We start from the raw sequence: 24,684 nt of genomic DNA on the forward strand, positions 1-24,684 counted from the left end.
CTGCAAGCGTCACTCCCCCCCCTTATGCAGCCAGATCCTTTCCGCCTTCGCCTTTCCGCCCTCATGGGCTTCCTCGCCATCGCTTTGGGGGCTTCGGGCGCCCATGGGCAGGTGCATGATAAACTCGTGGCTGCTGGAGAGCTCGCCCATTGGGAGACTGCAGTGCAGTACCACCTGCCGCATGCGGTGGTGCTCCTGCTGCTCACGCTGCTGGCCAGCAGCAAGCCGATCATGGTCTGGGCCTGGCGTCTTTTTTTCGTGGGCATTCTGCTGTTCAGCGGCTCGCTTTACGTGCTTGCCTACACCGGCATGAAATGGCTGGGAGCCGTCACTCCACTGGGCGGATTGAGCTTCATGGGCGCCTGGCTTTTGATCGCGATGTCGGCGAAAGGAAAATAAGTGCTAAGTAATCTGCGCGACACGTGAAAAACACGTTGCGCGGTGATGGGAGCTTGCTCCTATACCGGCCCTTCAAACAGAGGCTCGGTAGCTCAGTCGGTAGAGCAGGGGATTGAAAATCCCCGTGTCGGCGGTTCGATTCCGTCCCGAGCCACCTTTTGTTTGAAACTGTTGAAAATGGAGGCGGAACACACGTTCCGCCTTTTTTTATGGCGTGGAGTTCAGCGGATAGTTCAGCAGTTTGGAATTTGGTTAAAGTAACGGTATGCCGATCAAAGATGCAGTCGCGAGGGCGGAGCAGATGAAGAAATATCAGGCCGAATATCGGCAGGGCAAGCGGCGCTCGGATGGTGACAAGGTCAGTCCAAGCGCAAGACGCTCTGGAGGCTGCTGGCCCACATTATCATGCAAGTCCTGGCCGATGCGGCGCTGTTTGCGTTCGCTGATATGCAAAATTTCCTCTTCAAGCTGCCGCCGCGCCACAAGCTGCTCCATCAGCTCCGCAGTGCGTTGCTGCACACGTTGCTCCAGTTCGGCATTGAGCGTACGGATTGTCTGTTCGGCGGTTTTGCGCTCGGTGATGTCCGTGATGCCGATGAGGATGAGTGTCCCCTCGGGCGTCTCCACCTAGCTGAGGCTGATCTCCATCGGGAACTCGCTTCTGTCTTTGCGCAGCCCCGCCAGCTCCATGCCACGAAATCGCTCAGCTTGCTCTGGGTTTGTCAAAAAGTCCTTCCGCACTTCACCAAAGCGATGTCTTTCCCTAACGGCGAGCAGCACCTCGAATCCGGTGCCGATCATCGTCTTGCGCGGGATGCCGAAAAGGCTTTCCGCTCGCGCATTCGCCATCCACACGAGACCTTGCCCATCAAGGATGACAAATCCATTCGGCGCAGCCTCCAGCAGGCGGATAAACATGCGTCATTCCACGTTTTGCTGCGTGATGCCGCGTGAGCGGATCTGGGAGGGGGGAGTCATAAACGCATAGGAACCGAATCAGAACTGCCAGCGCAGGTTTAGCGCACTGAAGGGCGCGGACTCGAGCGTTTCATTGGCAAGCACATTATTGTTGGTGTCGCGCAACTCAAGCTCGCCTCCGACATTCATACCGACTCGCATGGAGATCGAAAAGCGGTCCGTGGCCTGATAAATCACCGAGGCGGCGGTCTGCCAGCCATTCAGTTCCACACGATTCACCGCTGGGTCTTCGACATCCCACGAACCGCCGCTCGGATAGGCGCTGAGGCTCAGCGTCACGCGATCCGTGGCACGCCAGCCGAACACAACAAACGGCGGCGTGACCTGCACGATGAAGGGCCCCGGCTTCCAGATGAAACCGAGTGCGGGAACGATCATGCCCTCCTGCGCGCCGTATTGCGCGAAGAGGCCGCCCGCGAGGCTGAAGCTGTCTGTGAAACGATACCCGAGCAGCCCGAGGCCGGAGACTTCAAAGTCATCCCATGACACGCCTTGGAAATCCGTGCCGATGCCCGGCGTCACAAAGCCCAGGCCCCACCAGCGCGACTGCTCTGGCCGCCAGAAGAGGCTTAGCTGCGCCTCCAGCGTGTGCAGTGTCTCACGTTGCAAGCCGAGGAAGCCATTGAAGTCCAGCTCGCTTAGATTGTAGCTCAGCGAGGCGCTCATGCGCAGCGAGTTCACCTTCTTCGTCCACAGAGGCAGAATGGTTCGCACCTCCATGAAATCGAGGCCACCTGGCCGGTTCGCAAAGTCCTGCGTGTCGATAAAGGTCGTGTCCACCATGTAGCCCGGTCTTCCAAAGCCAAACGCGGCCGGATCAATTAGATCCACCGAGCGAGCTGCGGCGGCAGGCTCGGTTTGTGCTGAGAGGGTCAGTGTGGAGGCGAAGAAGAGGATTGTGAGGTGCTTTTTCATTGGGGGGAGGGGTGGATTGCTGACGGAGTACGCTTCATCGCATGCATCGGATCTTTTTCTCGAGCTCCACCACCACGAGCGCTGCAACAGCCACGCCAAGAATGCGCAGCCAGGCGGTTGCATCAATCGGCGCAGTATGGAGCAAGCGGTTCATCACCGGAGCGTACGTGAAGACCAGCTGGAGGAAGCCGGTGAGTGCAATGCCTTGCAGCATTCGCGGATTCGTGAAAAAACCTAGCGAGAGCACACTGTGCCGGAGGCTGCGGCAGTTGATGAGATAGGCGCTGGCGACAGCGACGACCATGTTCACCACGGCGGTGCGTGTTTGCGCGATGCTGGCTAGGGCATCACCGGCCTCGACCATGGCGCGCACGGTGACGAGCACCTCGCGAACCTTGGGACCGCGGTCGATGTAGTCCCCCCATTCTAGCCCTCAAAGGGGGGGCTGCCGCGCGTGAGGAGCTATTTATTTTGCAGATGGATGATGCGCGGCGGCAAAGAACGGGAGCCTCACTCCAGCAGTTTCTCTCCGCCGGTGTATTTTTTCACGACGTCGGGATCGAGTTCGAGACCGAGGCCTGGAGTGGTGGGGATGGCTAGCATGCCGTCGGCATCGAGATTCCAGCCGCCGAGGGTGATTTCGTCGATGAAGGGTGAGCCGGTGAGGTATTCCACAAGATCGGTGCCGGGGAAGGCGGAGGCGAGATGGAGATCTGCGGCGAGGCCGACGGCGGTGTTCCAGCCGTGAGGGATGAACTGCACGCCGTGCTCCTGCGCCATCCAGGCGATGCGGCGCTCTTCGCTGATGCCGCCGACTTTGGTGACGTCGGGCTGGATGATGTCGAACGCGCGTGCTTCGAGGAAGGGCTGGAAGGCCTGGCGGCGCGTGAGGACCTCGCCGCCGCTGATCTGCACGGGGGAGTGCTCGCGGAGCTTGGCGAAGTCTTCAAGCGAGTCGGGCGTGAGGGCTTCTTCAAACCAGTGCACGTCGTAATCGGCGAGCATTTTGGCGGTGTTGAGCGCCCACTTGTAGCCGTTGGTCCAATGGGCGTCGCTGCCACCGGCATCGACCATGAGCTTGCTGTCCGGGCCCACGGCTTCGCGTGCGGCGTGGACGATGGCTTCGTCGGTGGCGGCATTGCGCCGGCCAAAAGGACCCCAGCCGATTTTGAAGGCGCGGAAGCCCTGGGCTTTCACTTTGAGAAGATGGTCGCGCAGCTTTTCGGGCTCGTCCATGAGGAGCGAGGCATAGGGCTGCACGCGCTCGCGGTAGCGACCGCCGAGCAGGCGGCCAACGGGCTGCCCGGTGGCTTTGCCAAGGAGATCCCACAGGGCGATGTCGATGCCGCTGATGGTGTGGGTGATGGAACCACCGCGACCGAGCCAGAACATGTTTTGATGCAGCTTCTCGCTCACGCGCTCGGGTTCGAGGGCGTTCTCGCCGCGATAGAGCGGCTCCAGCACGGCCAGCGCGGAACGCACGAGGGCATCGTTGGTGAAGACGCTGCCGAGGCCGATGGCACCTTCATCGGTGTGCACGGCGATGAGAGTGTGGACGCAGTCTTCAGGGCGGAGTTCGTTGCTCCAGCCGCCTTCGGGGGTGGCTCCGCGCAAACCTGCGCAGCGGATTTCTCGGATTTTCATGGGTGACGTTGGAAAAGTTTGGCCTGGGGTTGAAAGGGGACTTCGGGATCGAGCGGGAAGATGGGGCGTGCGCAGCGGGTGTGGCCGAGGCTGCGGAGATTGGCACTGGTGGAGCCGGGTGCATCGACATCGATGTAGAGCGCGGCCCAGTCTTTGAACATGTGGCGTTCGCATTGCGGCGACTTCACCACGACGGCGCCGAAGTGCCGGGGATCGCAGCCGTGTGCGAGGAACAGGGCGCGATCATAGAGGCTGACTGCGCGGGTGGTGACGATGAGCGTGATGCTGCCGGTCTGAATCACGGCGGTGGGTCCGGCCTGCCAGAGCTCGCGTGTGGTTTCGCTGTGGAACCAGCCGTCTGAGAGCATGCGCACGCGCCCCTCAATGGGCAATGGCGTGAAGCGGCCGGCATCCAGCGCGCCGCCGACGGTGGTTTTGACTTCATTGCCCACACCGGCGCGGAAGGCTGCGTCTACCGCATCGGGATCGACGATGGGGATCAGGGCGGTGCCTGCATAGCCTGCGTCGAGCAGGGCGCGAAGGATCGCATTGCTGTCGCCGGAGGCACCGGAGCTCGTGGCGTCTGCGGCATCCACGAGCACGACGGTGCCGGCGGCGTTTTCCTTGCTCTGACGCGCGGCATCGGCGAGGCTGGTGAGGGGCACCTGCATTTTTTCGTGGTGCTCCCAGAACAGGCTGGCGATGCGCAAGGCTTCGCGTTCTGCGAGGGCGGGATCGTTGTCTGTCACGACAAAGCTGTTGGATGCGAGGGCGGGAACGTCGGTGAAGGGATTGCCCCACATCATGGCCGCCGAGAGTCCGCCTGCGCTTTGCTCGATCTGCATCGCCGCATTTACTGCGTGACGAATGGAGCCGGAGGCGGTGATGAGTTCATCGCCACGGACGAGGGCGGGCACGCGTACCTTGGCGGTGACGGGTTTTACTTCACCCGCAAGGATGCGCAGCAGCAGGCGCGCGGAGCGCTCGCCCGTGCTGAAGAAATCGACATGGGGATAGGTGTGAAAGGCCACGGCGGCATCGCTCTGCTCCAGCATGAGGTCGGTGAGGATGCCGTGGAGATCGAGGGAGATAACGATGGGCACCTGCTCGCCGACGATCTTGCGCGTCTGCTGCAGCAGCCAGCCTTCGGGATCAGCATTGCTCTGCGTCGCCATCGCGCCATGGAGGGAAAAGTAAATGCCGTCCACGGGTGGTGCCGCCTTGATGCTGGAGAGGAGTTCAGCCGCGATGCGCTCAAAGGCCGCATCCGCAAGTGTTCCGCCGGAGGTGATGAAATGCGCGCTGCAGGTGGGGACGAGTTCCACGCCGGGGGTCACATCGAACACACTCAAGGCTCCGCCGACTTCACTGCGGACCTGGCGATGGTAGTCGAGAATGGACTGACCGTGACGGAGCGTGAAGTCGTCGTATCCGCTCAAGAAGGGATTGAAGGTGGAGACTTCCTGTTTGCATTCAGCGATGAGAATTCGTGGCATGAGAATGCTATTCTACGGTGCAACAAGGCCAGCCTTCCGCCATTCCTCATCAAAGTATCCGGCACGGATGATTTTTTCGTCCTCGCCGACCTTGATCAAGGCCCAGTCGCCGAGGCGTGGGAAGAGCAGGTAGTTGAAGGCGGCGAATTCCTTCTCATGAAAAGTGTGGCCGCTGTTGATGACGAGGTAGCGGTTTGGTGCCAGCGGGCTGGCGGTGATGAAGGCGGGTGTATGCTCTTGGGCGGACTGCGCTTCAGCGCCAAGCCGAAGCTCTTCGCGTGTCCATGTGAGCGGAAGCTGCGGCAGTGCCTTGGCGATCCATGAATTGCTGCCGGGATCTCCGAAGAGGATGAGGTTTTTGTCGCGCACGTCGGCCTCGGTGACTTCGGTGTCGTCCTTCACGGGCAGGGGGCCGCGCATGTAGCGCGCCCATTCGTACTCGAAGCGTTTCAGTTCGGCGGCGGCCCAGGTGTTGATGGCGGGATTCCAGGGCTTGCCGGTGCCGCGCACGCAGAGGAAGGGCGTGGCGAAGGCGTCGTCGATGGGACCTTGCAGGCCGGGCTGCTTGCCGGTGAGCCTGATCTCTTTGCGCGGGCTATCGCAGCGCCAGGAGTCGCCGGTCTTGGTGAAGACGAGAGCTTCGGTGGCTGCGTGGGGTGGCAGGGTGATATTGGCACCGGCGATGCGTATCGACTTCAAGGGACGATGAATGGCGAAGCGGGTGATGTTGCGGACTTCGCTGACTTCGATGGCATCGGCGGTCACGCTGGCACGGAACTCGGCGCGTTCGTAGTGTCTGCCAAGGCTGAGGAGTTCGAGCCAGTGGCAGCGGTTGTATTTGAGCGTCCAGGTGACGAAGCGGAGCTGCTGCGGATCATGATTGAGGCCCTTGGCGGCGTATTCAGCGATGCGGCGCATCTGCTCGGCGTGCGTCTTGGGATCAATGACGTGCCCGGTGCCCTGGGAGATGAGATTGGTGAATGGCACGCCCTCCTTGGCGAAGGCCTCGCCCATGATGACGTGCGCCTGGAAGAAGGTGTCCTTGTCTCCGATGCAGGCGATCTCGGGCACCATGGTGGCATTGGCCGCATAGTCCACGGAGTCGAGCATGTGCAGGCCGATTTCCTGATGCGGCGGCAGCGGGCCGACCTTGATGAAGCCGGGGATGGGCGTCTCCGAGAAGCGATGCGTGTCCACGTAACCGCAATAGGGCCCGATGGCGACGAAGCGGTCCGGGTGCTTCAAGCCGAGGTGCCAGGTGCCTGAAGCGCCCATGGACATGCCGCGCAACACGATGCGGTCGCGGTCGATCTTGTAGTTCCGGCAGACGGCCTCGATGGCTTCAAACACATCCGTTTCGCCTGCCCAGCGGTAGCAGTTTTCCACGCGGCCGAGCGGATGCAGCTCGATGTAGTCCACATCGGGTGCGCTGCCTTTTTCTTCATCGCCTTCATCGAAACGGCTGATGAATTTCAGCTCGCTCATGCCGACGGGTTTGGAGCTGCCGTGCAGCACCACATCGAGCCGAATGGGTTTGGTGCCATCGTAGCTCTTCGGAATGATCACGCCATAGGGCTGCGCCGAGCCGTCGATGGCGGAGACGAAGCCGCGAATGACTTTGCCGTGCTTGGTGGTCCATGGAGCCGTCGAAGAGACGGACCGCTCTGCGTTGCGCTCCACGGCTCGTTCGATCAGCCGGATGTCCGTCGGTGAAAAGGCGGTGTCAAAGGAGAGTGCGTGGCCCACGCCTGCGGAGAAGATGCCGATGTCAGCGTTCAAACGCTCGCGTTCTTCGTTGGAGCGTTTGATCACCGGAGCGGTGGATAATTGCGCCACCCAAGAAGCTTTCTGCTCAAACGTCAGCGAACCTGCTTCGCGGAGAACGAACTCTATCGCCGTCACAGTGTCTTCGTAAGTGGTCGAGTGTCCGCCTGCATCGCGGTGAATGCTCAGCACCTTGCGCTTGGATTGCTTTAACTTTTCCACGAGTCGCAAAGTGCTCTGAGGCGGCACCACGTCATCCTTGCCGCCCGTGGTGAATGCCGCCGGCATGGTGAATTTTTCCGGCCAGAATTCGGCGCTGCGTTTCTTGTATTCGTCAGGCTTCTCTGTTTTGGAGCCACCATAGGAAGCGGTGCGTGCGTCCTGGAACTTGTCATACTCCACGAGGTTCGCGATGCCGTTGAGGCTGCACACGCCGGCCACGAGATCCGGATGCAGGGCGGCAAAGGTCAGTACCGCCGTGCCGCCCATGGAGCCGCCGGCGATGAAGACGCGGTTCACATGATGGCGCTTCTTCAGTTCGCCAATGATTTGTGCCACGTCGGCCTCCGCTGCGGGGCCCATCCATGAAGTTTTGGCACGGTAATCGGGCGAGACAAAGATCAGACCATACTTTTCGGCCACATCGCGCAGGCCTTTGCATTCGCCGCGCGGGTCCTTGATGAACTGCCAGCGGTCGGAGCCGTGGCCGTGAAATGCGATCAGCACGTCATGCGCCTGCATGGGCTCAAAGGAGTCCGGCAGCAGCTCCACGTAGCGCTGCTTCGTGCCGTCGTGGGTGGATGTGAAGGCGATGTCCAGCGGCTCTGCGGCGCGCATGGCGGTGAGGGCCAGCGCGAGGATGGCGGGGATGAGAAGAGCCTGCTTCATAGTGATTTCAAATAGGCGAGCACATCGGCGATCTCCTGTGCGCCGAGGCCGAGCTGCTCGGCGGAGAGCATGAGCGAGCGACCGAGAGGCTTGGTGGACTGAATTTGAGCGGCGGGCACCATCTGCGTCATGCCGCCCTGGGAGCGGATGATCAACGGATCGCCGCTGGAAAGCGTCATGCCGTGGATGTGTTTGCCATCCTTGGTGAGCGTGTCGCTGCCTTCGAAGCCGTGGGAGATATCTGCCGAGGGTTCGATCATGGCGCGGAGCACGACTTCGGAGGGCTGCATCCTGGCGTAGGCGGTGATGTCCGGGCCGTAGTCTACGCCCTGATCCTTGATGTGGTGGCACATGAGGCAGGCGGCGGCAAACTGCTGGCCGCGCTTTGCATCTCCCTTCAGCCGGAGAATGTCGCTGACGGGAGGGAGCCTGGCCGGAGGCTGAGGGGGGACCTGGATTCCGACAAGCTGCACTTTATCGGGGTCGTAGATGCCATCGCGTTTCAGGCGCTCGGCGAGGCCGGCTTGCTTCCACTGGTCGTCCTTGCGATTGAGCAACCACCAGACGGCGTCGGATTTCAATGGGTCGCCGGCCTGTGCCGCGACATTGGCCATCGCGTGCGCCGCTTCGTTTGATGGAATGCAACCGAGAGCGACGAGCGCGGCACGGCGGTCTGAGAGGGGGAGTGTGGCGGCAAGCGCGCGTGTCTCCAGCGCAGCCACCACCTGAGGCGGGTGCAAACGCCAGGCGATGCGGGCGAAGGCGGGAGTCCACTGGAGCGGATCGGCCCCGCCCATGACGGCCGCCACCGCATCGAACACAGCGGCCTCCTTGCCCGTGCAGCCGATACCGAAGGCTTCGATGGCCGTGCGGTCGTCCGCAGCGCAGCTTTGCGCGAGAGTCACGATAATGCTGCGCGCCTGCGCGAGCGGGACATCGCGCAGCGACAGCGCCACCTCTCGCCGCATGGCGGGCGAGGGATCCTGAGCGAGACGCGCGGCGAGCCCGGGCACGTCCGCATGCTGCTGGCGCAGCGCGCGAAACGCCGCGACGCGCATCTGCGGGTCTGCATCGTCGAGCAGCGCGGTGACTGCGGCGCGGGCTTCCGCCCCCAGATCGGCCAGCACCCAGGCAGCGCGTGCGCGGATGAAAGCATTGTCATCCTTCAGACATTGCGTGACGGCGGGGATGGCGGCCGCGCCCTGCGCACGCAGCCTAGCCGCAGCGGCGGCACGCACATGCACCGCGGGACTGTGCAGCGCAGCGGCCTGGCCCTCGCTGGTGCCGAGATCGAGCTTTGGCACGCGCGGTTTGAAGCCCTTGGGGGCAATGCGATAGACGGCACCCGCAGCGGCCTCATCGAGGTATTTGTGCCCGCCGCCGACGACCGGATCAAACCAGTCGCTGACATAGACCGCGCCGTCCGCACCGACGACGACATCCGAGGGGCGGAAGGAGAATTTTTCCTCGGCAGGCTGCTCCCTCCTGCTGCCGAAGTCCGAGCTATTGACGGCCTGCCCCGGATTGCTCGCGAGGAAGGGGAAGCGTTCGAGGGCGAAACCTGCGCCATCGGGTTTGGGCAGATAGCCGAAGATCGAATTGCGGCCGGCTTCACAGCTCAGCAGCAGGCCCGCGAATTTATCGCCGAGGGCGCCGTTTTCGTAAAACGCGATGCCGGTCGGTGCGCCGCCGCCATAGACATCCCCCGCAGGCATGACGCCGGGATCTTCCTGCCGCCATTCCGCCACCGGCACCGGCTGGCCGGGACGACGGTCCGCCTGCCAGGTGCGCCTGCCATCGGGCGAGGAGTAGCCCGCACTGCCGTGCAGCATGACGAACGAAGTGCGGCAGGCCGGCGGGTCGTCGTTGTCATTTTGAAACACGTCGCCGAAGGAGGTGACGGTGTGCTCGTAGCTGTTGCGAAAGTTGTGGCCGATGATCTCTACCTGCGAGCCATCCGGCCGCATGCGCGCGGCAAAGCCGCCGAGGTACACGTGCCCGTCATCGCTGCGCTGACCGGCGAAGTCGCGTGGGTCCATGTCGAGCTTCATGCCGTAGCGGATGTCGTAAGGGCTGCCGATGCGGAAGGTGCGGCCCGATTTGTCGGTGAAGACAGCGCCGCAATTGCCCATGCTCCAGTACCACATGCCGTCCGCGCCGACGGTGAGGGAGTGCAGCCCGTGGTCATGGTTGTGACCGTTGAAGCCCGTGAGCAGCACCTGACGGCTGTCCACGGCGGGATCGAATTTCATGTCTCGGTTCACGTCCGTGTAAACGATGAGGCTGGGAGCCATGGAGACGACGACCTGGTTGTCGATCACGGCAATGCCCAGGGGGGCGCGCAGGGCCGGTTCCTGAACGAAGGTCCAGCTCTTGTCCGCCGTGCCGTCGCCGTCGCTGTCTTCGATTACGGTGACGCGGTCGCCACCCGGCTGTGTCTGGTAATGTTTCGCGCCGTAGTCCACGCCCTCGGTGACCCAGAGCCGCCCGTCCTTGTCTGTGTCGATGCTGGTGGGATTGTGGAGCAGCGGCGCCGCGGCCCAGAGCTTCACTTCAAGCCCTTCAGGCACGGTGAAAAGATTCAGGGGCACAAGGTCGGCGGCGTGCAGGGGCAGAAGACCCGGCAGGCAGAGCGCCAGGGCGGAGGCCAGGGTGGTGGCGATGGGTTTCATTGGTTTGGTGAGAGGGATTCCAGACGCCAGTGGTGCTGGCATTCCAGGGTGTAGTCGGAGATCATGCCATCGATGCCCGCCTGCCGAACGGCGCTCCACAGTTTGGGATCGCGGCGGGACTCGGCTTCGCCGCCGAAGTTGCAGACCACGAGCCTGCCAAGCTGATGCAGGCTTTTCACCTGCTCGGCGGTCGGCGGAAAAGTCGCCATGAATACATCGAGAAGCCCGGCCTTCAGCTCCGGCTCCAAGGAGTCCCGGCTGACGTTCTGGCCGACGCGGAAGCTGGCATTGAGCTTTTTCAAGCGGCGGCTGCAGGCCTCGTTTTGTGAGAAGGCATACGACTGCCCGATGAGGCCGAACTTTTCCACGAGAGCCACCAACTGCTTTTCGCCGTCTTCGGTGATGTGCTTGATGTCCAGGGCCAGCAGCGAGCTGCCACGGCTGCGCTCTTTGACCATGGCAAAGACTTCCTCCAGTGTGGGCACACGGATGCCGGCGAAGGACGGCAGAAACCACGCTCCGGCATCGAGTTGTTTCAATTCGGCAAGCGTGAGGTCGCGCACGGAGCGGTTTCCACCATTGGTGGTGCGGCTCAAGGTGTCATCATGCAGCACCACCAGATGTCCGTCTTTGGTGGTGCGGATGTCCAGCTCGAGGCCGATGCCGAGTTCCAGACAGGTGGCAAAGGCAGGCAAGGTGTCCTCGGGGGCGTTCCTGGCCAGACCCCGATGGGCCACGAGGACCGGCAGCGGCGCAGTCTGCGCGTGCAGGTGCAGGCCGAATGCGGATAGCGCCAGGACGGCACAGGGAAAAAAGAGAGATACTGGTTTCATGAAGGGAAGGGCGGCTGGCTTCAGCGACGCGGAATCACCGGCAGCACGATGTGGGAGGCGTGGCCAGTGTTGTGCATCACCTTTTGCGTGGCGACGACGCTGGTGGTTTCGAGGCCGATGTTGTCCGCGCCGGTGTTGAGGTTGCGAAGGTAATAGGGAAAGAAGCTGCTGGAGATTTCGACGCGGATGCGGTGGCCTTTCAGGAAGGCGTTCGAAGTCGCCCGCCAGAACTCGATGGTGTATTCATGGACCTGATCGGGCGTGATGAGGCTGAGCTTCGCCGGATTGAACGAGCCGTTGTGGTCGGGATCGCGATGGCGGGCACGCATGACGCCTTCGCAAAGCATGGCGGAGAAGCCGTCGGGCTGCACGTCGATGAGGCGGACCATCCAGTCGGTGTCGCGCGCGGAGGTGGCGGCGTAGAGCCTGGCGGTGATGGGGCCGGTGACTTCGACTTCCTCCTCCAGCGGCGGTGTCGTATAAACTAGCACGTCGGGGCCGGTGGATGACTTGCGCGTGTCGGCGGCACCGTTTTCCAGGTGCCCGCCGGTGAAGGGCGAGCGCGTGGGTTTGGCGGGATCATAGACATAGGAATCGGACGCGGGCTCTCCCGCTGCGGGTGGGGTGGTGCCAAGCACGCCGTCGCCGCTGATGGAGTTCGCGTGGCCGCCGCTGTGGAGGTAATACTTGGTCCAGCGTGTCTGAGGGAGAGGCCAGTCCTGCTCGGCGGACCATTGGTTGCGGCCCATAACAAAGACGTGCACCGGCGCGTCGTTCATCACGCCGTTGCCGATGCCCTTGAGCCAGTGATCAAACCAGCGGCAGACATAGCCGTCCCAGTCGATGACCGCCTGCTCGCCGTAGTCAAAGACACCGAGCTTGCGGCTGGAGTTGATGATGTGCTGCCAGGGGCCGATGACCATGCGTGGGTGGCGTGCATCCGGGGTCGCGCCATGCTTCTTCATGGCGAGGTAGTTCATGGGAGCGCCGGGGAAGTCGGCGTCAAACCAGCCGGTGGCCGCGAGTGATGGCACCGTGACTTTCGCATACTCCTCCGGCTTTTGATAAGAGATGCCCTGCCAGTAGGGATCAGATGAGGTGTTGCCGCGAATCCATTTCTCAAACCATGGCGCATCGAGTGCGCCTCGCAGTTCATTCAACTTCAAGTAGGGTAGCTGCATGTAGTCCGCGAGGCGGCGCTCTTCGGAGGCAAAGCCACCATACGGCCCCGGGCCCATCGTCTGCCCGACACGCCCCGCATTGGCACCGCCCCAGTCGAGCATCCAGGAAACCAGCACGCCATTTTGATACGGCGCGTTGAACATGGCATCCGGCGGCGCGACTTCCGGCACGATGGCTTTCAGTGACGGTGGTGTCTGCGTGGCCGTCCACCACTGCGCCCAGCCCATGTAGGACAGACCCATCATGCCGACCTTGCCATCGCACCACGGACGCGAGGCGAGCCACTCGACCAGATCATAGCCATCGGTTTTGTGCTTCGGATCAAACGGGTCCCAGGTGCCCTCGGAATCAAACCGCCCCCGCGAATCCGCCACGGCGACGATGTAGCCACGTTTCGCAAACCATGCCGCGCGTTTCTGAAAGCCGGGATTGTTGCTGTAAGGTGTGATGATCAGGATCGCGGGGAAACGGCCTTCGGCCTTTGGTTGCGCGACATCCACCGACAGCTTCACGCCATCACGCATCGCAGCCTTTTGGCCGCGGGTGGCTTTGACCTCGAATTTTTCGGCGGAGTATTGGCCGGGATTGGGGGGCTCGGCATGCAGCGCGGCGTATGAAGCCAGCAGCATGAAGGTGAAGAAGAGGAGGGGCTTCATGAGATTCAAAGGGCGGACCGCATGAGCTGGGTCTCGATGTCCATGCCGACGCGCTCGCTCCAGGCCGCCTGCATGGTATTGAACCAGAGGCCGGGTTTGCCGGTGCCGATGGGGATGTTGTTGATCTTGGTGCAGGGGGCGAGGCAGTAGGGCGTGGTGGTGAGCCAGGCTTCGTCAGCATTGATCACATCGTAGGGCTGGAAGTCCTTTTCGATGAACTGCATGCCGATGCCTGCCGCGAGCTCCTTCACCGTTTGCAGGCTGACGCCCCAGAGGATGTTCCGCGTGGTAGGGGTGATGATGGTGCTGTCTTTGATGATGACGAAGTTTGAACCGGCGCACTCGGTGACGTTGCCATCGAGATCGAGCAGCAGCGTGATGGCGCGCGGATCGACGGCCTGGGACTGCTTGTCGGCGAGGAACCAGTGCAGGCGGCTGCGGTTCTTCATCTTCGGCTCCACGCATTGCGGCGGAATGTGGCGGATGGATGGCGTGACTACGTGCGCACCCTCGGTGAAGAGATGCCGCCACATGCTGAAGCGCAGGGGGAAGGAGTGAATGCAGATCGTTGGTGTCATGGGGCCTGCAGCGCCTGCGGAGCCGGCATAAAGTGCGTTTTCTCCAGGGGTGACGAAATGGACGATGCCGAGGTCTTCGTCCGGTCGCAGCAGCTTGCAGTTCGTTTCAGCAAGCTCGTTTGTTTTTTCCAGCATCTCCTCCGGTGACAGGGGCAGCGCGATGCCGGCATACTTCAGCGAGCGGTAGAGCCGCTTCACATGATCCATGGCGCGATACGGCTGATGCCGGAAGGTGCGGGTCATCTCGGTGAGCGTGGCACCGAGCACGATGCCGAGATCATAGATGTTCAGCTTGGCCTGCGAGGCCGGCAGAAAGCCAGTGTTCAGATAGACGACGGGTTCGTTCATGGGGTGTGGGTGCCGTGTTTGATGTGATCGAGGATGTTTGAGGTGATGCGCTGCGCGCGGACGTCCACGCCCCTGGGCTCTGTATAGACTTTGGGCCGCACATAGCCGGGAGGCTCGGACAAGCCATCGCCCCACCAGCAGGTGGCGGCATTGAAAACGATGTTCTTCTTCGGACCCGGATAGATCGTCGCGGCGTAAACGCCCTCGCCCTTGGGCCCTTTGGAACCGTTGCGCGTCATGCCGGTGGACACGACTTCGAGGCCGGGAATGTCCGCGGGCATGCCCATCCACTCCCAGCCTACAAGGCCGGGTATGCCCTCGCCTTTTTTCATGCCGGTTCCCGCGAAGATCCAGTGGTTTGGCAGCGTGCAGGTCCACGCGGCACCGCCGGTGACGGGCGGTGCATTGCGTGCGCCAATCAAATCCGCCTCGCTCGGCGTCTGGTAGGGAAACTTGTTGGATCCCGCCCATGAGTCCGCGCCAGGCAGGCAGGGGCCAAAGGCGTCGATCCGGCTGAAGATGCGGTTTGGCGTGCCGCGCGTGGATGGTCGGGGATCGATGCGGCCCCAGCAGGTGTCGCCGGAAAAGAAGCAGGCATTTACTCCCGCAGCGACGGCTGCCTTGAGATGGTCATACATCTCGATCGAGTAATATTCATCGTGACCGATGCTTAGAAAGCCCTTCGCGCGCAGCAGGCCCTTCGCGTCTGCGTGCGTGTCGAGATTTGAGATGTAACTCACGTCATAACCCTGCGCCTCCATCCAGTAGGCGAATGGGAACTCCCAGAGAAACCACGAGCCCGAACCGGTGGACAAGGGCGCATCGAGGATCTGGCAATACTTGCCGTATGGGCGGTCGAAGCTCACGTCCACACCGGGGCCGCAGTACCACTTATCCTTGCCGTCGTCGTAGAGCGCGAACTGGTCGGGCCAGCGGTTGTAGGCCTGCCAGGTTGTGTCGGAGCATTGGAAAAGAAAGTCCGCACGCCGGTCATCGCGAACGATGAAAATGACGTAGCTCTGCCAGCCCTCGCGCTCCGACGTGAGCTTGCCCACATAGACCCCGCTCACCCAATCGTCGGGGATGGTCAGTTCGGTGCATGGCTCCCACTGGCACTCGCGCAAACGATTCGGGCCGATGGGTGGATCGGGCTGTGTCACACCTTTGAACGAACCGAGACTCAACACATGCCTGCCTCCTGTGCCGCCGTAGTAACCGGTGCGGTAAAGATCGATCGTGAAGGGTGACGGAGGATTTGTGCTGACGTGAAAGCTGATCTTCCCGCCAGCGCGCACACTTGTGCGCGAGCAGTAACCTTCGATCCAAGGGCAGCGATATTTTGTCTTCGGATCGATGCCGGTCTTGGTCAGCATCCAGTCGCGTGTGCCGGGACGTGCGTTTTCGCGCGGGATCACATCCGACGCGGCGCCCGCGGATGCACTGGATGGAGCACCGATCTGCGCCGACACAGCGAGAGATCCCGTCGTGGCGATGAACTGCCTGCGGTTCATCCGTGGTGAGTTTGGTGGTGCTGGCTTCATGGCGGCTCCTTTGGTGGTGATTGATTGAGACTGTTTGGATGGCGACCGACGGATCACAGATGGCAGAGAGAAGCTGCCGCCGTTTTATATTTACAGATCAAGCCCGCTCATACTTCACATGGGCCTCCAGTTTCTCGATCTTCAGGGCAGATTTCCCGGAAGAGACGCGGATTTCCACATCATTCACGCCCTGCTTCCATGCGCTGACAGGCACGGCGCAGTCGAGCCGAAGCAGGCGTTGTTTCGGATCCACGGGGCGCGGTTTGTAGCCGGAGGTGGGCTGGGGTTTGGGCGAGAAAATCTGAGCGTCTTTCCATTCAGGATCACGCGTCGTCACGGAGAGCAGCGTGCCGTTGCAGCGAAGCTCGATCACATCCGTCTCGATGGCCTGAAACAGAACGCAGCGCAGGGTGAGGCTGGCCTTCACACCGCTGGCGGGCGGCGCATCGCTGATGTGCAGGGTGAACTTTGCTGAGCGAACCCCATCGGTGAATGGATGGGGCAGGGGAGCTGTGTCATTGCGGTTGAAGAAGCCGTCGGCCCAGGGATAGCCGCCGCGCCGTTCGACGGCGAAGAACTTGTCCTTGCCAGCCATCGTTTGCAGCGTGCCCGCCTCATGGTAGGCGGCCTGATGTGATGGAGGGCCGGGATCTGAGCCGGTGATGAGGCAGGCGGCGGCGGTGCCGATGGACCAGTTGAAGGTGGTCACGCTATCGGCGCCGCGATGCAGGTGGTTGGCAAATACGCCGCGCAAATACTCGATGGGGCCGTAGCGATAGCCATCGGTGGCGTGGTGATCATCCACGCAGGGCTGAAGCTGCACAGCATGGCCGACCGCCGCGCGAATGCCTTCCACATCGACATCCATCGTGCGTGAACCGAGCGTGAGGACATCGACGAGATGCTGCTCCGCCCAGGCCTTCACATCGAAGCCGTCGATCTCGCAACCGGCGAGAGTCTGCGGCACCTTTGCCGCCAGCAGGAGCGGACGCCCGCGCTGCTGCGTGACCTCCAGCAGCATCACCCGTAAGCTGCGCATGAATTCCGTGACCTGCCCGCGCAGCTCCCACTGATGACCGACGGGCAGGCAGGGAATGTGGCGGGAGAAATCAATCTGAATACCGTCGAGATCGTAGCGCGTGACCAGTTCACGCAGGATTTTCACCTTTTGTTCGCGCAGTCCGGCGGCGGTGAGATTCCACATGCCCTGCGGCCACCATGAGGCGGGAACGACCCAGTCGGGATGTGCGATCTTGAGCGGATGCGGCTGCTTCGAGAGGCCGCCTTCGGGCAGGCATTCGACCTCGCTGATGCGGTGATTCCAGAAGACCTCCAGCTTGCGGCGGCGGGTTTCATTGATGAGCTGTTCGACCCAGTCCACGCCGTCACGCAGCCACTGCTTTAGCAGAGGATGATCCACCGGTGGCTCGATCTTGCTGGGGTAGGAACAGCCCAGCGGGCTGCCGCCGATGTCCCACCAGATGGCGTCAATCTGGCTGCCCGGTTCGTCTGCATATGAGAATACGGCATCGCGAAAGCGAGGGAAGGAGGTGTCGCCATTGCGGTTTTGCTTCCAGTAGCTCCACATCGTGTCATTGGCATCATACTGCACCACGATGCGGCGGCGACGCTGCTGCATCAGTTCGCGATGAGCGGCCGGCAATTCGACCGTCTGCGTGTTTGCGGGGGCAGACTGGAGCAGTCCGGCGCTGAGCAAGGCGCCGGCACTGGTGTGGAGAAACGCGCGGCGGTTCAGCGGGGAAGACGCGGCTGGGTTTTGGTTGGGAGAAGGCATGGGAAAAATCGCTTCCAGGCTGTCGGTTTCTTCACTGCAGGCGGTTCATGACACAGTTTTCTTTGAAGCCTGACCGACGGGCAACAGGCTGGCAAGGCTGCCGCAGACAACCCCCGCAGCAAACGAACCAGGCATGATCCACATGATGCTGACGGGGGGCAGACCCAGAGGGCCTGCATAAGCGATGCACACCGCCGTGGCGACGCTGGCCAGCGCGGCCACCAGTGCGCCGAATGTTGTGGCCTGGTGAACGAACATGGCCATGAAAAAGAGCACGAACAGCGGCGCGGTGAGCAGGTTCACGGCGCGGTAGCAAACATCGAGAAGATTGCCTTCGATGCGGCTGACGAGGAGGCTGATAAGGATCACGGCGATGCCGATGCTGGCGGAAATCCAGCGCGCCAGCCGCATGCGGCCGGCATCAGTGAGCGGCGACGAGCGGAAGCGCACGATGAAGTCTTCGGTGATGACCAGGGAGGAGGAGTTCATGCCGGACGAAAGGCTGGACATGGCAGCGGCGAGCACTGCGGCGATGATCACGCCGGTCATGCCTGCAGGGAGGCCGACTATGACGAAGCGCGGGAACAACCGGTCAGCGCCTGTGACGAGGCTGGCGGATTCGGTGAACAACGCGGGATGCCGGGTGAAATACCCCACCAGTGAGAGGCCGACCAGCCCAAGCAGGATGCCCACCAAGGCTTCCGAAGCCAGCGTGGTGAAGAGGGATCTGCGGGCCGCCCGCGCATCGCGCGTGGAGAGCCAGCGCTGAATCGCCATCTGATCCGAGCCGAAGGTGCAGACAAACCACGCGAATGAAGACATGATCATGCCCAGGAACGTCATACGCGTGGTTGAATCGAAACCAAAGCGCGGTTCATCCCAATGCGCCGCCCATTGATGCGGCCACCATGCGGAGATACCTCCGAGATCCACCGTGACAATCACGATCACCGCCACCGCGCCGCCGAGCATGATCAATGACTGCACCGCATCGGTGACGACGACGGCGCGCAGCCCGCCTTCCGCCGTGTAGATGAGCGTGATGACGCACATGACCACGCTGGCGAGCACCGTTGCCTGCGGGCCGAGGCCGAGCATGGGGGCCAGGACTTTGTCAGAAGTGGCATACAGGATCGTTGCCATCCAGCCCAGCCGCATTGCCAGGAACATGGATGCGCCTAGCAAACGCACACTCGGCCCGAAGCGCTGCTCCAGCATCTCATAGGCACTGGCGGCCTGCTGCCGCATGATGAAAGGGATGAGCCCCCACCCGACGACGATGCCGATCAGTGGAAACACCGCATACTGCGCCAGCTGCATCGGCCCGTGTTTGATCATCTCTCCAGGCACCGCCAGGTAGGAGAGGGCGCTCGTCAGCGTGGCGAAGAGCGACAGGCCCACCGCAAAGGGGCTCATGCGCCGGCCACCGAGCATGTAGTCATCGGTGGTCTTGTTTCGCCGCGCAAAGTACTGGCCGATGGCCAGCATGCCGACGGCGTAACCTGCGATGACAAGCCAGTCCAAGGTTCTCATGCAATGTGGGAAAAGAGAGCGAACTTCATGACGAGACCTGGGTTTGAGCGAGATCGCGAGGAAACAAGAACTTGATGCCGAGGATCAGGGCGGCGCCTGCCACGAGGTAGGCGAGGGCGGTGATGGAGAGCAGGCGGTCGATGCCGAGCGTCTGCTTCCACAGGCCGCCAAAGAGCGTGGCGAAGCCGGAGGTGAGGGCACCGAAGAAATTGAGCATGCCCACGGCGGTGGCGCGGGCGCTGGAGGAGACGACATCGAAGGTGGCGGGGAAGATGTTGGCGATGAAGAGACCGCTGAACAGGCCGAAGCCGGTGGCTGCGATGCGTGTGACGAGCAGTGTGTCGCTGTTTCCAAGCGCGTGAATGCAGGGCGCGGCAAGCACGAGGCCGCAGACCATGAGCCAGAAGCGCGCGGTTTTGATGCGATGGTAAAGCGCATCGGCGAGCATGCCGCCGCCGATGACGCCGGCAAAGGTCGCGGTTTGAAGGAAGACGGTGGCGTTGAAGGCGGCGTCGGCTTGGTTGAGGCGGAACTTATCGTGCAGGAAGGCCGGGAGCCAGCCGTAGAGCAGCCAGAGGCCAAAGACGAACACGGGGAACACCAGGCAAAGCAGCAGGAAGGTGCGGGAGCGGGCGAGGGACCCGAAGGTGATGCCCGCCGTGGTAGTGCTCTGGTCCGCCTGCGGCTCCTCAACACGACGCAGGAATGCGAAGTAAGGAATCGCATAGAGGACGCCGACCGCGCCGAGCGCGAAGAAGGCCCCGCGCCACTGGCCGCGATCCGCCATCCAGCCGCCGAACCAGCTTCCCGCCACGGTGCCGGCGATCTGTCCCGTCATGAGCACCGAAACCGCGCGTGAGCGCCGCGCAGCGGGATACGCACCTGCTGTGAGCGCCACCGCACTCGACATGTAGAGCGACTCAGAGACGCCCATGGCCGCTCGCATGGCCAGCAGCGTAGCACCGGAGGCGACGAGTCCTGTGCCGATGGTGATGAGACTCCACACGACGAGGCTGAGGACCACGAGCAGGCGTTTAGAAAAACGATCGCCGAGATAGCCGGAGACCGGACAGCCGATGGCATAGACCCAGAGAAACACGGTGCCCACGAGGCCGAGCTGCTGGTCGTTCATGCTCAGGCCGGTCTTGAGCGAAGGGAACATCGCGAACACGGCCTGGCGGTCGCAGTAGTTCAGGAAATACGCGAACCACATGAAGGCGACGAGCGCCATGGCGGTTGTCGCTGCTTTCGGCGGAGCAGATGCGGAGTTCATGCGCGCAGCACTTCGCGTTCGCTGACTTGTCGGGCGATGACTGCCACGCAGTCGCCCTGCTGGGTGAGACAGGGGGCGCGCATGGTGATGAGATAACCCGCGCTTTGTGCGATGATTGGTTCCGGCGCACGGTCCGGCCGCTCCATGTGATGGATGTGGCCGACGGTCTGGCCTTTTTTGATCTTCGCGCCGAGATCGGCAGTGACCTCAAAAATGCCGGACTCCGGCGCGAGGATGTAGTCCTCACGATTGGTGGCCTGCGTGATGATGGCGGGAGCTTTACGGGGCTGCACACGCCCTTTGAGCGCACCGACGTGGACGAGCACGTTCTTCAATCCACTTTGGGTGATGCGGTGCACGCTGGCGGGGATGCACTCGCCGCCGCCGAGTTCGGTGGTGATGACGAGCTTGCCCTGGTTCTCCGCCTCCACCGGCAGCAGGCCCGTGCCCGCGATGTCCGCGTAGATGAAGCAGAAGTCCGTGCCCCAGGCGAGCATGGCGGCAAACATTTTTGCGCGCTGCTCACGGTCCGGCACGAGGTGCATGTGCGAGCAGGGAACGAATTCCATGCTGCGACCGCCGGAGTGCATGTCGATGACGACATCGCTGAGCGGAAACAGCACGGTGCGCAGGTAATGCGCGATCTGGCTGGTGACGGGCCCCTCGGCATCGCCGGGAAAGGCGCGGTTCATGTTCATGCCATCGAGCGGGGAGAGGCGCGTCGCCGCGCGGGCTGCGGGCAGGTTCAGCGAGGGGATCAGAATAATGCGACCCGTGACCTTCTCCGGCGTCAGCTCGCGCGCGAGTTTCATGGCGGCGATCTGGCCTTGGTATTCGTCGCCATGATTGCCGCCGAGCACGAGAACGGTCGGCCCCTTGCCATGGGCTACGGTGGTGATGGGGATCATCACGTTGGCCCAGCCGCCGAGGTTGTGAGAGTAGGGGACCTGCAGGAAGCCCTGCTGTTTGCCCGGTTTGCCGAAGTCGAGGGAAGTGATGACCATTTCTCCTTTACGGAGCCAGCAGGCGTGACCTCACGGACTAAATCGCTGGATCGCTCTTCACCTTCATCAGGTGAAGGCTTCGAAGCTGGGTTTGAGGCGCAGAGCCAGCGGAGCAAATACTCGATGTTTATGACTGCCTGTCGCCATAAGGGAAGCGGCAGACGACGCTGACTCCGCCACGCGCTCTGGATTTGATGGTGAGACTGCCGTCGATGAGGTTGGCCCGGTAATCCATGACGCGGAGGCCAATGCCCGTATGTTCGTGAGCGCGTTTGCCGAGGCCTGATCCGTTGTCTTCGATCTTCAGCACGGCTTCGTGTTCACCCAGAAGCTGGAGTGACAGTTTGATTCTGGAGGGATGACCGTGGCGCAGGGCGTTGTTGGCCGCTTCCTGGGCGATGCGGTAGATATGAGTCTCTTTTTCGGAGTCTTCGATTTTGATGTCTGCATTGACTTCGCAGGTGCAGGCCGTGCGATGATTGGTGCGGATCGTTTCAGCCAGCAAATGGAGGGCTCCACCCAGGCCACGATTTTTCACGGATGCAGGCGACAGGCTGTGGGACATACGCCGGACTTCCTGAATGGCTTCCTGTATGAGATGATGAATGCGGGCGGCGCTCTGGCGCTGATCGCCGGTGAGTTCGAATTCGAGCGCTTCAATCAAGCTGGCCACCCCTGTCATTGTCTGCCCGACGCCGTCATGCAGATTATGGCCGATACGCGCCTGCTCCTGCTCGGAGATTTTGAGGATTTCTTTTTGCAGGCGGTTGCGCTCCGTCAGGTCGGTGCCCGTGACGATGATGCGGTCCACTGCGCCTTCGGGGGTGCGGGTGATGATGCTGGAAAGCGCAACGACATGGCGCTTGCGGTCTTTGCCGATGAGCGTGACTTCCCTGGAAGCGATGTTTTTGCCGGCCAGCATTTCCTTGAAGCGCTTCTGAGAGCGAAGCTTTTCGGCGTGGTCCATGAAGTCAGATTTCCATGGCGGAGGTTTGCCGATGAGATCCTTCCGTTTGTAACCGAGCATTTGCAGGGTTGCCTCGTTGGCGTGGATGAGGTGACCGTGCCGGTCCAGCATGATGATGATGGCCGAGGTGTGGCTGGCCAGGATTTCATTGAAGCCGAGCTCCCGGCGGTAGTTTGCCTCCGCCAGCTTGCGGCTGGTGATGTCCTCCACCATGACGAGGAGCTGGTTGGGGCGGCCGCTCATGGTGCTGAGGAGGGAGGCGTTGAGATTCACCCAGACCACCGTGCCATCCGGACGGACATAACGCTGCTCCACTTGGAATTCGGAGGACTTGGCGGCTTTGAGCTGCTTGTGCAGATGATGGTTCCTGGCGCGGTCATCCGGGTGGGTGATCGCATCAAAGGCAATCTTGAGCATTTCTTTGCGAGATCTGCCTGTGATGGTGCAGAAGCGCCGGTTGACGTCCACAAAGCGGCCCGTGGTGAAATCCACGAGGCCGACACCCACGACGGCCTGCTCGAAAACGGTGCGGAAACGCACCTCGCTTTCGATCAAGGCCTGCTCCGCCTGCTTGTGCTCGGTGATGTCTTGAAAGGTGCCGATCAACTTGACGGTTTTGCCGTTCTTTCGAATGGCGAAACCCTGGGTGCGCGCCCAGAAGCGACGGCCTTTGGAGGTGAGGACCGGGAGCTCCAGATCGTAGGCGGTGCCGTGCTCGATAGCAGCTTGCACGGCTGCGCGGATGACCGGCTGCTCCTTCGGGGCGTAGAACTGGATCGCTTGTTTCAGTGATGGAGCCGTTTTGGATTCGATCTCAAACAGCCGGCAGGTTTCGAGCGACCAGAACAGGTTCTTTGAGGCAATGTCCAGCTCCCAGCCGCCGATTTTGGCCATTTCTCCGGTGCGCTCCAGCATCTGAGTCGTCCGGGCCAGCGACTGCTCCACCAGTTTGCGTTCCGTGATGTCCTGCATGATGGCGATGTGCCGCGAGGGGGGCTCACCTTTTTTCCACATGGGGGAGACCGTGAGGTCGATCCAAGTAATGCTGCCATCCGCATGAAGGTGGCGTTTCTCCATCGTGAAGGTCTGGATCTTGCCGGCCTTCAACTTTTCCATTTGTTCCTGGTTTGCCTGAGCATCGTCCGGATGGGCGATGTGCATGAAGGTGGTGGCCATCATCTGCCTGCGTGTCAGCCGGGCGATGTCACAGGCCCGTTGATTGACGTTGAGGAAACGGCAGGTGTTGCTGTCGATCAGTGCGACGCCTACTGCTGCCTGCTCAAAGATGGCCCGGAACTGCGCATTGCTTTCCTGCATGGCAGCCTCGGCGGCCCGGCGTGCGGAAGTGTCCGTCAGCAGCGCCATCGCCCCCACATAGACACCTTTGTTGTTGGTGATGGGATTGGTGGAGACAAACGCCCAGAGAGGCGTGCCATCTTTGCGGATGTATTTGAATTCAAACTGAGCGGAGATTCCCTTCTTCCGGTTCTTGATATGGGTGGTCAGAAGAGATTTCCCTTCGTCATCAAGGAAGTCGCTGATGGGTCGTCCGATCATTTCCTCGGCTTTGTACCCCATCATCTTCGCCATCTTGGGGTTGACGTAGTCGGTGAGCGAGCTGGCATCGATGGTCCAGATGCCTTCTTCGGCGGTTTGCACGATGCGGCGGTAGAGCTCCTCGCTTTCATGCAAGGCCAGCTCTGAATTGCGGCGTTTGGTGATGTCATTGATGCTGCCGGAGAGGTGAGTCACACGGCCTCTGGCATCGATGATTGGAGTCACGGAAATTTTGCCGTATTTGATGCCTGATGGATGGGCGTAGGATTCGTCCCAACGGACCGTCTGACGGCTGCGGATTGCCTTGCGGCAATGCCTCAACACGCGCGCGCAGGAGGATGGCGGAATGAATTGTTCGACCGGTCTGCCGAGGATCTGCGATGAACGCAGCCCTGCGGCGGTGAGAAAACGGCGGTTGGCAAAGTGGAAGGTCAGCTGCTGTCCCGGCCCCACCAAGAGGCTGAAAAGGGCGGCATCCACGTGGTTGTAAAACTGGGCGAGCTGCGCGGGGTGGGCGGCAGATTCACCAGCCTGTGGGAGTGGTGGAGAAGCCGCCCTGGCTTTGCGTCTGGCCGCTGTCTTGGGAGATTTCTTCATGCAAAAAGAAGCAGTCGCCGGTTCTGGAAAGCCAGATCTTATCCAAGACGCAGGGGCTAAGCAA

The 24,684-nt window shown here is 61.8% G+C and carries 18 protein-coding genes and 1 tRNA gene; 2 read left to right on the forward strand and 17 right to left on the reverse strand.

All coding sequences use genetic code 11. The features are described from left to right. Nucleotides 1-24: 24 nt before the first annotated feature. Both ACILSL_RS06135 and ACILSL_RS06140 read left to right on the forward strand, forming a co-directional pair. Nucleotides 25-399, forward strand: coding sequence for a DUF423 domain-containing protein (locus ACILSL_RS06135; RefSeq protein WP_395731118.1), 375 nt, complete (start codon nucleotides 25-27; stop codon nucleotides 397-399). An 81-nt stretch (nucleotides 400-480) separates the two neighbouring features. Continuing rightward, nucleotides 481-553: transfer RNA gene (locus ACILSL_RS06140), tRNA-Phe, on the forward strand. Nucleotides 554-711: 158 nt separating this feature from the next. On the opposite strand, the gene ACILSL_RS06145 is transcribed toward ACILSL_RS06140, so the two are convergent. From ACILSL_RS06145 to ACILSL_RS06225, 17 genes are all read right to left on the reverse strand, one after another. Beyond that, nucleotides 712-1,026 (reverse strand): hypothetical protein, encoded by a 315-nt coding sequence (locus tag ACILSL_RS06145; protein ID WP_395731119.1) that lies wholly within the window; start codon nucleotides 1,024-1,026, stop codon nucleotides 712-714. Further along, on the reverse strand, nucleotides 1,027-1,317 hold the full coding sequence (locus ACILSL_RS06150; protein ID WP_395731120.1) for a PAS domain-containing protein: 291 nt from the start codon (nucleotides 1,315-1,317) through the stop codon (nucleotides 1,027-1,029). It lies immediately after the preceding gene. A gap of 78 nt (nucleotides 1,318-1,395) precedes the next feature. Continuing rightward, nucleotides 1,396-2,292 carry a DUF6268 family outer membrane beta-barrel protein gene (locus tag ACILSL_RS06155; RefSeq protein ID WP_395731121.1) on the reverse strand — a complete coding sequence of 299 codons (897 nt, stop codon included), beginning with the start codon at nucleotides 2,290-2,292 and terminating at the stop codon, nucleotides 1,396-1,398. A 34-nt stretch (nucleotides 2,293-2,326) separates the two neighbouring features. Then, nucleotides 2,327-2,677 carry a cation transporting ATPase C-terminal domain-containing protein gene (locus tag ACILSL_RS06160; protein WP_395731122.1) on the reverse strand — a complete coding sequence of 117 codons (351 nt, stop codon included), beginning with the start codon at nucleotides 2,675-2,677 and terminating at the stop codon, nucleotides 2,327-2,329. Between the two features lie 125 nt (nucleotides 2,678-2,802). Next, on the reverse strand, nucleotides 2,803-3,936 hold the full coding sequence (locus tag ACILSL_RS06165) for a mandelate racemase/muconate lactonizing enzyme family protein (protein WP_395731123.1): 1,134 nt from the start codon (nucleotides 3,934-3,936) through the stop codon (nucleotides 2,803-2,805). Further along, nucleotides 3,933-5,432 (reverse strand): M81 family metallopeptidase, encoded by a 1,500-nt coding sequence (locus tag ACILSL_RS06170; RefSeq protein ID WP_395731124.1) that lies wholly within the window; start codon nucleotides 5,430-5,432, stop codon nucleotides 3,933-3,935. Before ACILSL_RS06170 ends, ACILSL_RS06165 begins: the two co-directional genes overlap by 4 nt. Nucleotides 5,433-5,444: 12 nt before the next feature. Then, complete coding sequence (locus ACILSL_RS06175; RefSeq protein ID WP_395731125.1) at nucleotides 5,445-8,084, reverse strand: prolyl oligopeptidase family serine peptidase; 2,640 nt, start codon at nucleotides 8,082-8,084, stop codon at nucleotides 5,445-5,447. Further along, nucleotides 8,081-10,756 (reverse strand): PVC-type heme-binding CxxCH protein, encoded by a 2,676-nt coding sequence (locus tag ACILSL_RS06180; protein WP_395731126.1) that lies wholly within the window; start codon nucleotides 10,754-10,756, stop codon nucleotides 8,081-8,083. Before ACILSL_RS06180 ends, ACILSL_RS06175 begins: the two co-directional genes overlap by 4 nt. Next, the gene (locus ACILSL_RS06185; RefSeq protein WP_395731127.1) at nucleotides 10,753-11,589 is read right to left on the reverse strand and encodes a glycerophosphodiester phosphodiesterase; all 837 of its coding nucleotides are present in this window, start codon (nucleotides 11,587-11,589) and stop codon (nucleotides 10,753-10,755) included. Before ACILSL_RS06185 ends, ACILSL_RS06180 begins: the two co-directional genes overlap by 4 nt. A gap of 20 nt (nucleotides 11,590-11,609) precedes the next feature. Continuing rightward, nucleotides 11,610-13,427: a CocE/NonD family hydrolase gene (locus ACILSL_RS06190; RefSeq protein ID WP_395731128.1), complete on the reverse strand. Its 1,818-nt coding sequence runs from the start codon at nucleotides 13,425-13,427 to the stop codon at nucleotides 11,610-11,612. A gap of 5 nt (nucleotides 13,428-13,432) precedes the next feature. After that, entirely contained in the window at nucleotides 13,433-14,353 is a 921-nt protein-coding gene (locus ACILSL_RS06195) for an aminotransferase class IV (protein ID WP_395731129.1), read from the reverse strand. Next, complete coding sequence (locus ACILSL_RS06200; RefSeq protein WP_395731130.1) at nucleotides 14,350-15,894, reverse strand: N,N-dimethylformamidase beta subunit family domain-containing protein; 1,545 nt, start codon at nucleotides 15,892-15,894, stop codon at nucleotides 14,350-14,352. The genes ACILSL_RS06195 and ACILSL_RS06200 overlap by 4 nt, the downstream gene beginning before the upstream one ends. A 97-nt stretch (nucleotides 15,895-15,991) precedes the next feature. Then, nucleotides 15,992-17,689, reverse strand: coding sequence for a family 10 glycosylhydrolase (locus ACILSL_RS06205; RefSeq protein WP_395731131.1), 1,698 nt, complete (start codon nucleotides 17,687-17,689; stop codon nucleotides 15,992-15,994). 45 nt (nucleotides 17,690-17,734) lie between these two features. Next, complete coding sequence (locus ACILSL_RS06210; RefSeq protein WP_395731132.1) at nucleotides 17,735-19,222, reverse strand: sodium:solute symporter family transporter; 1,488 nt, start codon at nucleotides 19,220-19,222, stop codon at nucleotides 17,735-17,737. 25 nt (nucleotides 19,223-19,247) lie between these two features. Further along, nucleotides 19,248-20,495: an MFS transporter gene (locus tag ACILSL_RS06215; protein WP_395731133.1), complete on the reverse strand. Its 1,248-nt coding sequence runs from the start codon at nucleotides 20,493-20,495 to the stop codon at nucleotides 19,248-19,250. Then, on the reverse strand, nucleotides 20,492-21,499 hold the full coding sequence (locus tag ACILSL_RS06220; protein ID WP_395731134.1) for a succinylglutamate desuccinylase/aspartoacylase family protein: 1,008 nt from the start codon (nucleotides 21,497-21,499) through the stop codon (nucleotides 20,492-20,494). Before ACILSL_RS06220 ends, ACILSL_RS06215 begins: the two co-directional genes overlap by 4 nt. Nucleotides 21,500-21,626: 127 nt before the next feature. Continuing rightward, nucleotides 21,627-24,620: a PAS domain S-box protein gene (locus ACILSL_RS06225; protein WP_395731135.1), complete on the reverse strand. Its 2,994-nt coding sequence runs from the start codon at nucleotides 24,618-24,620 to the stop codon at nucleotides 21,627-21,629. Nucleotides 24,621-24,684 lie beyond the last annotated feature (64 nt).

It is taken from the genome of Prosthecobacter sp., from assembly GCF_044222345.1.
Taxonomy (GTDB): Bacteria; Verrucomicrobiota; Verrucomicrobiia; order Verrucomicrobiales; family Verrucomicrobiaceae; genus Prosthecobacter.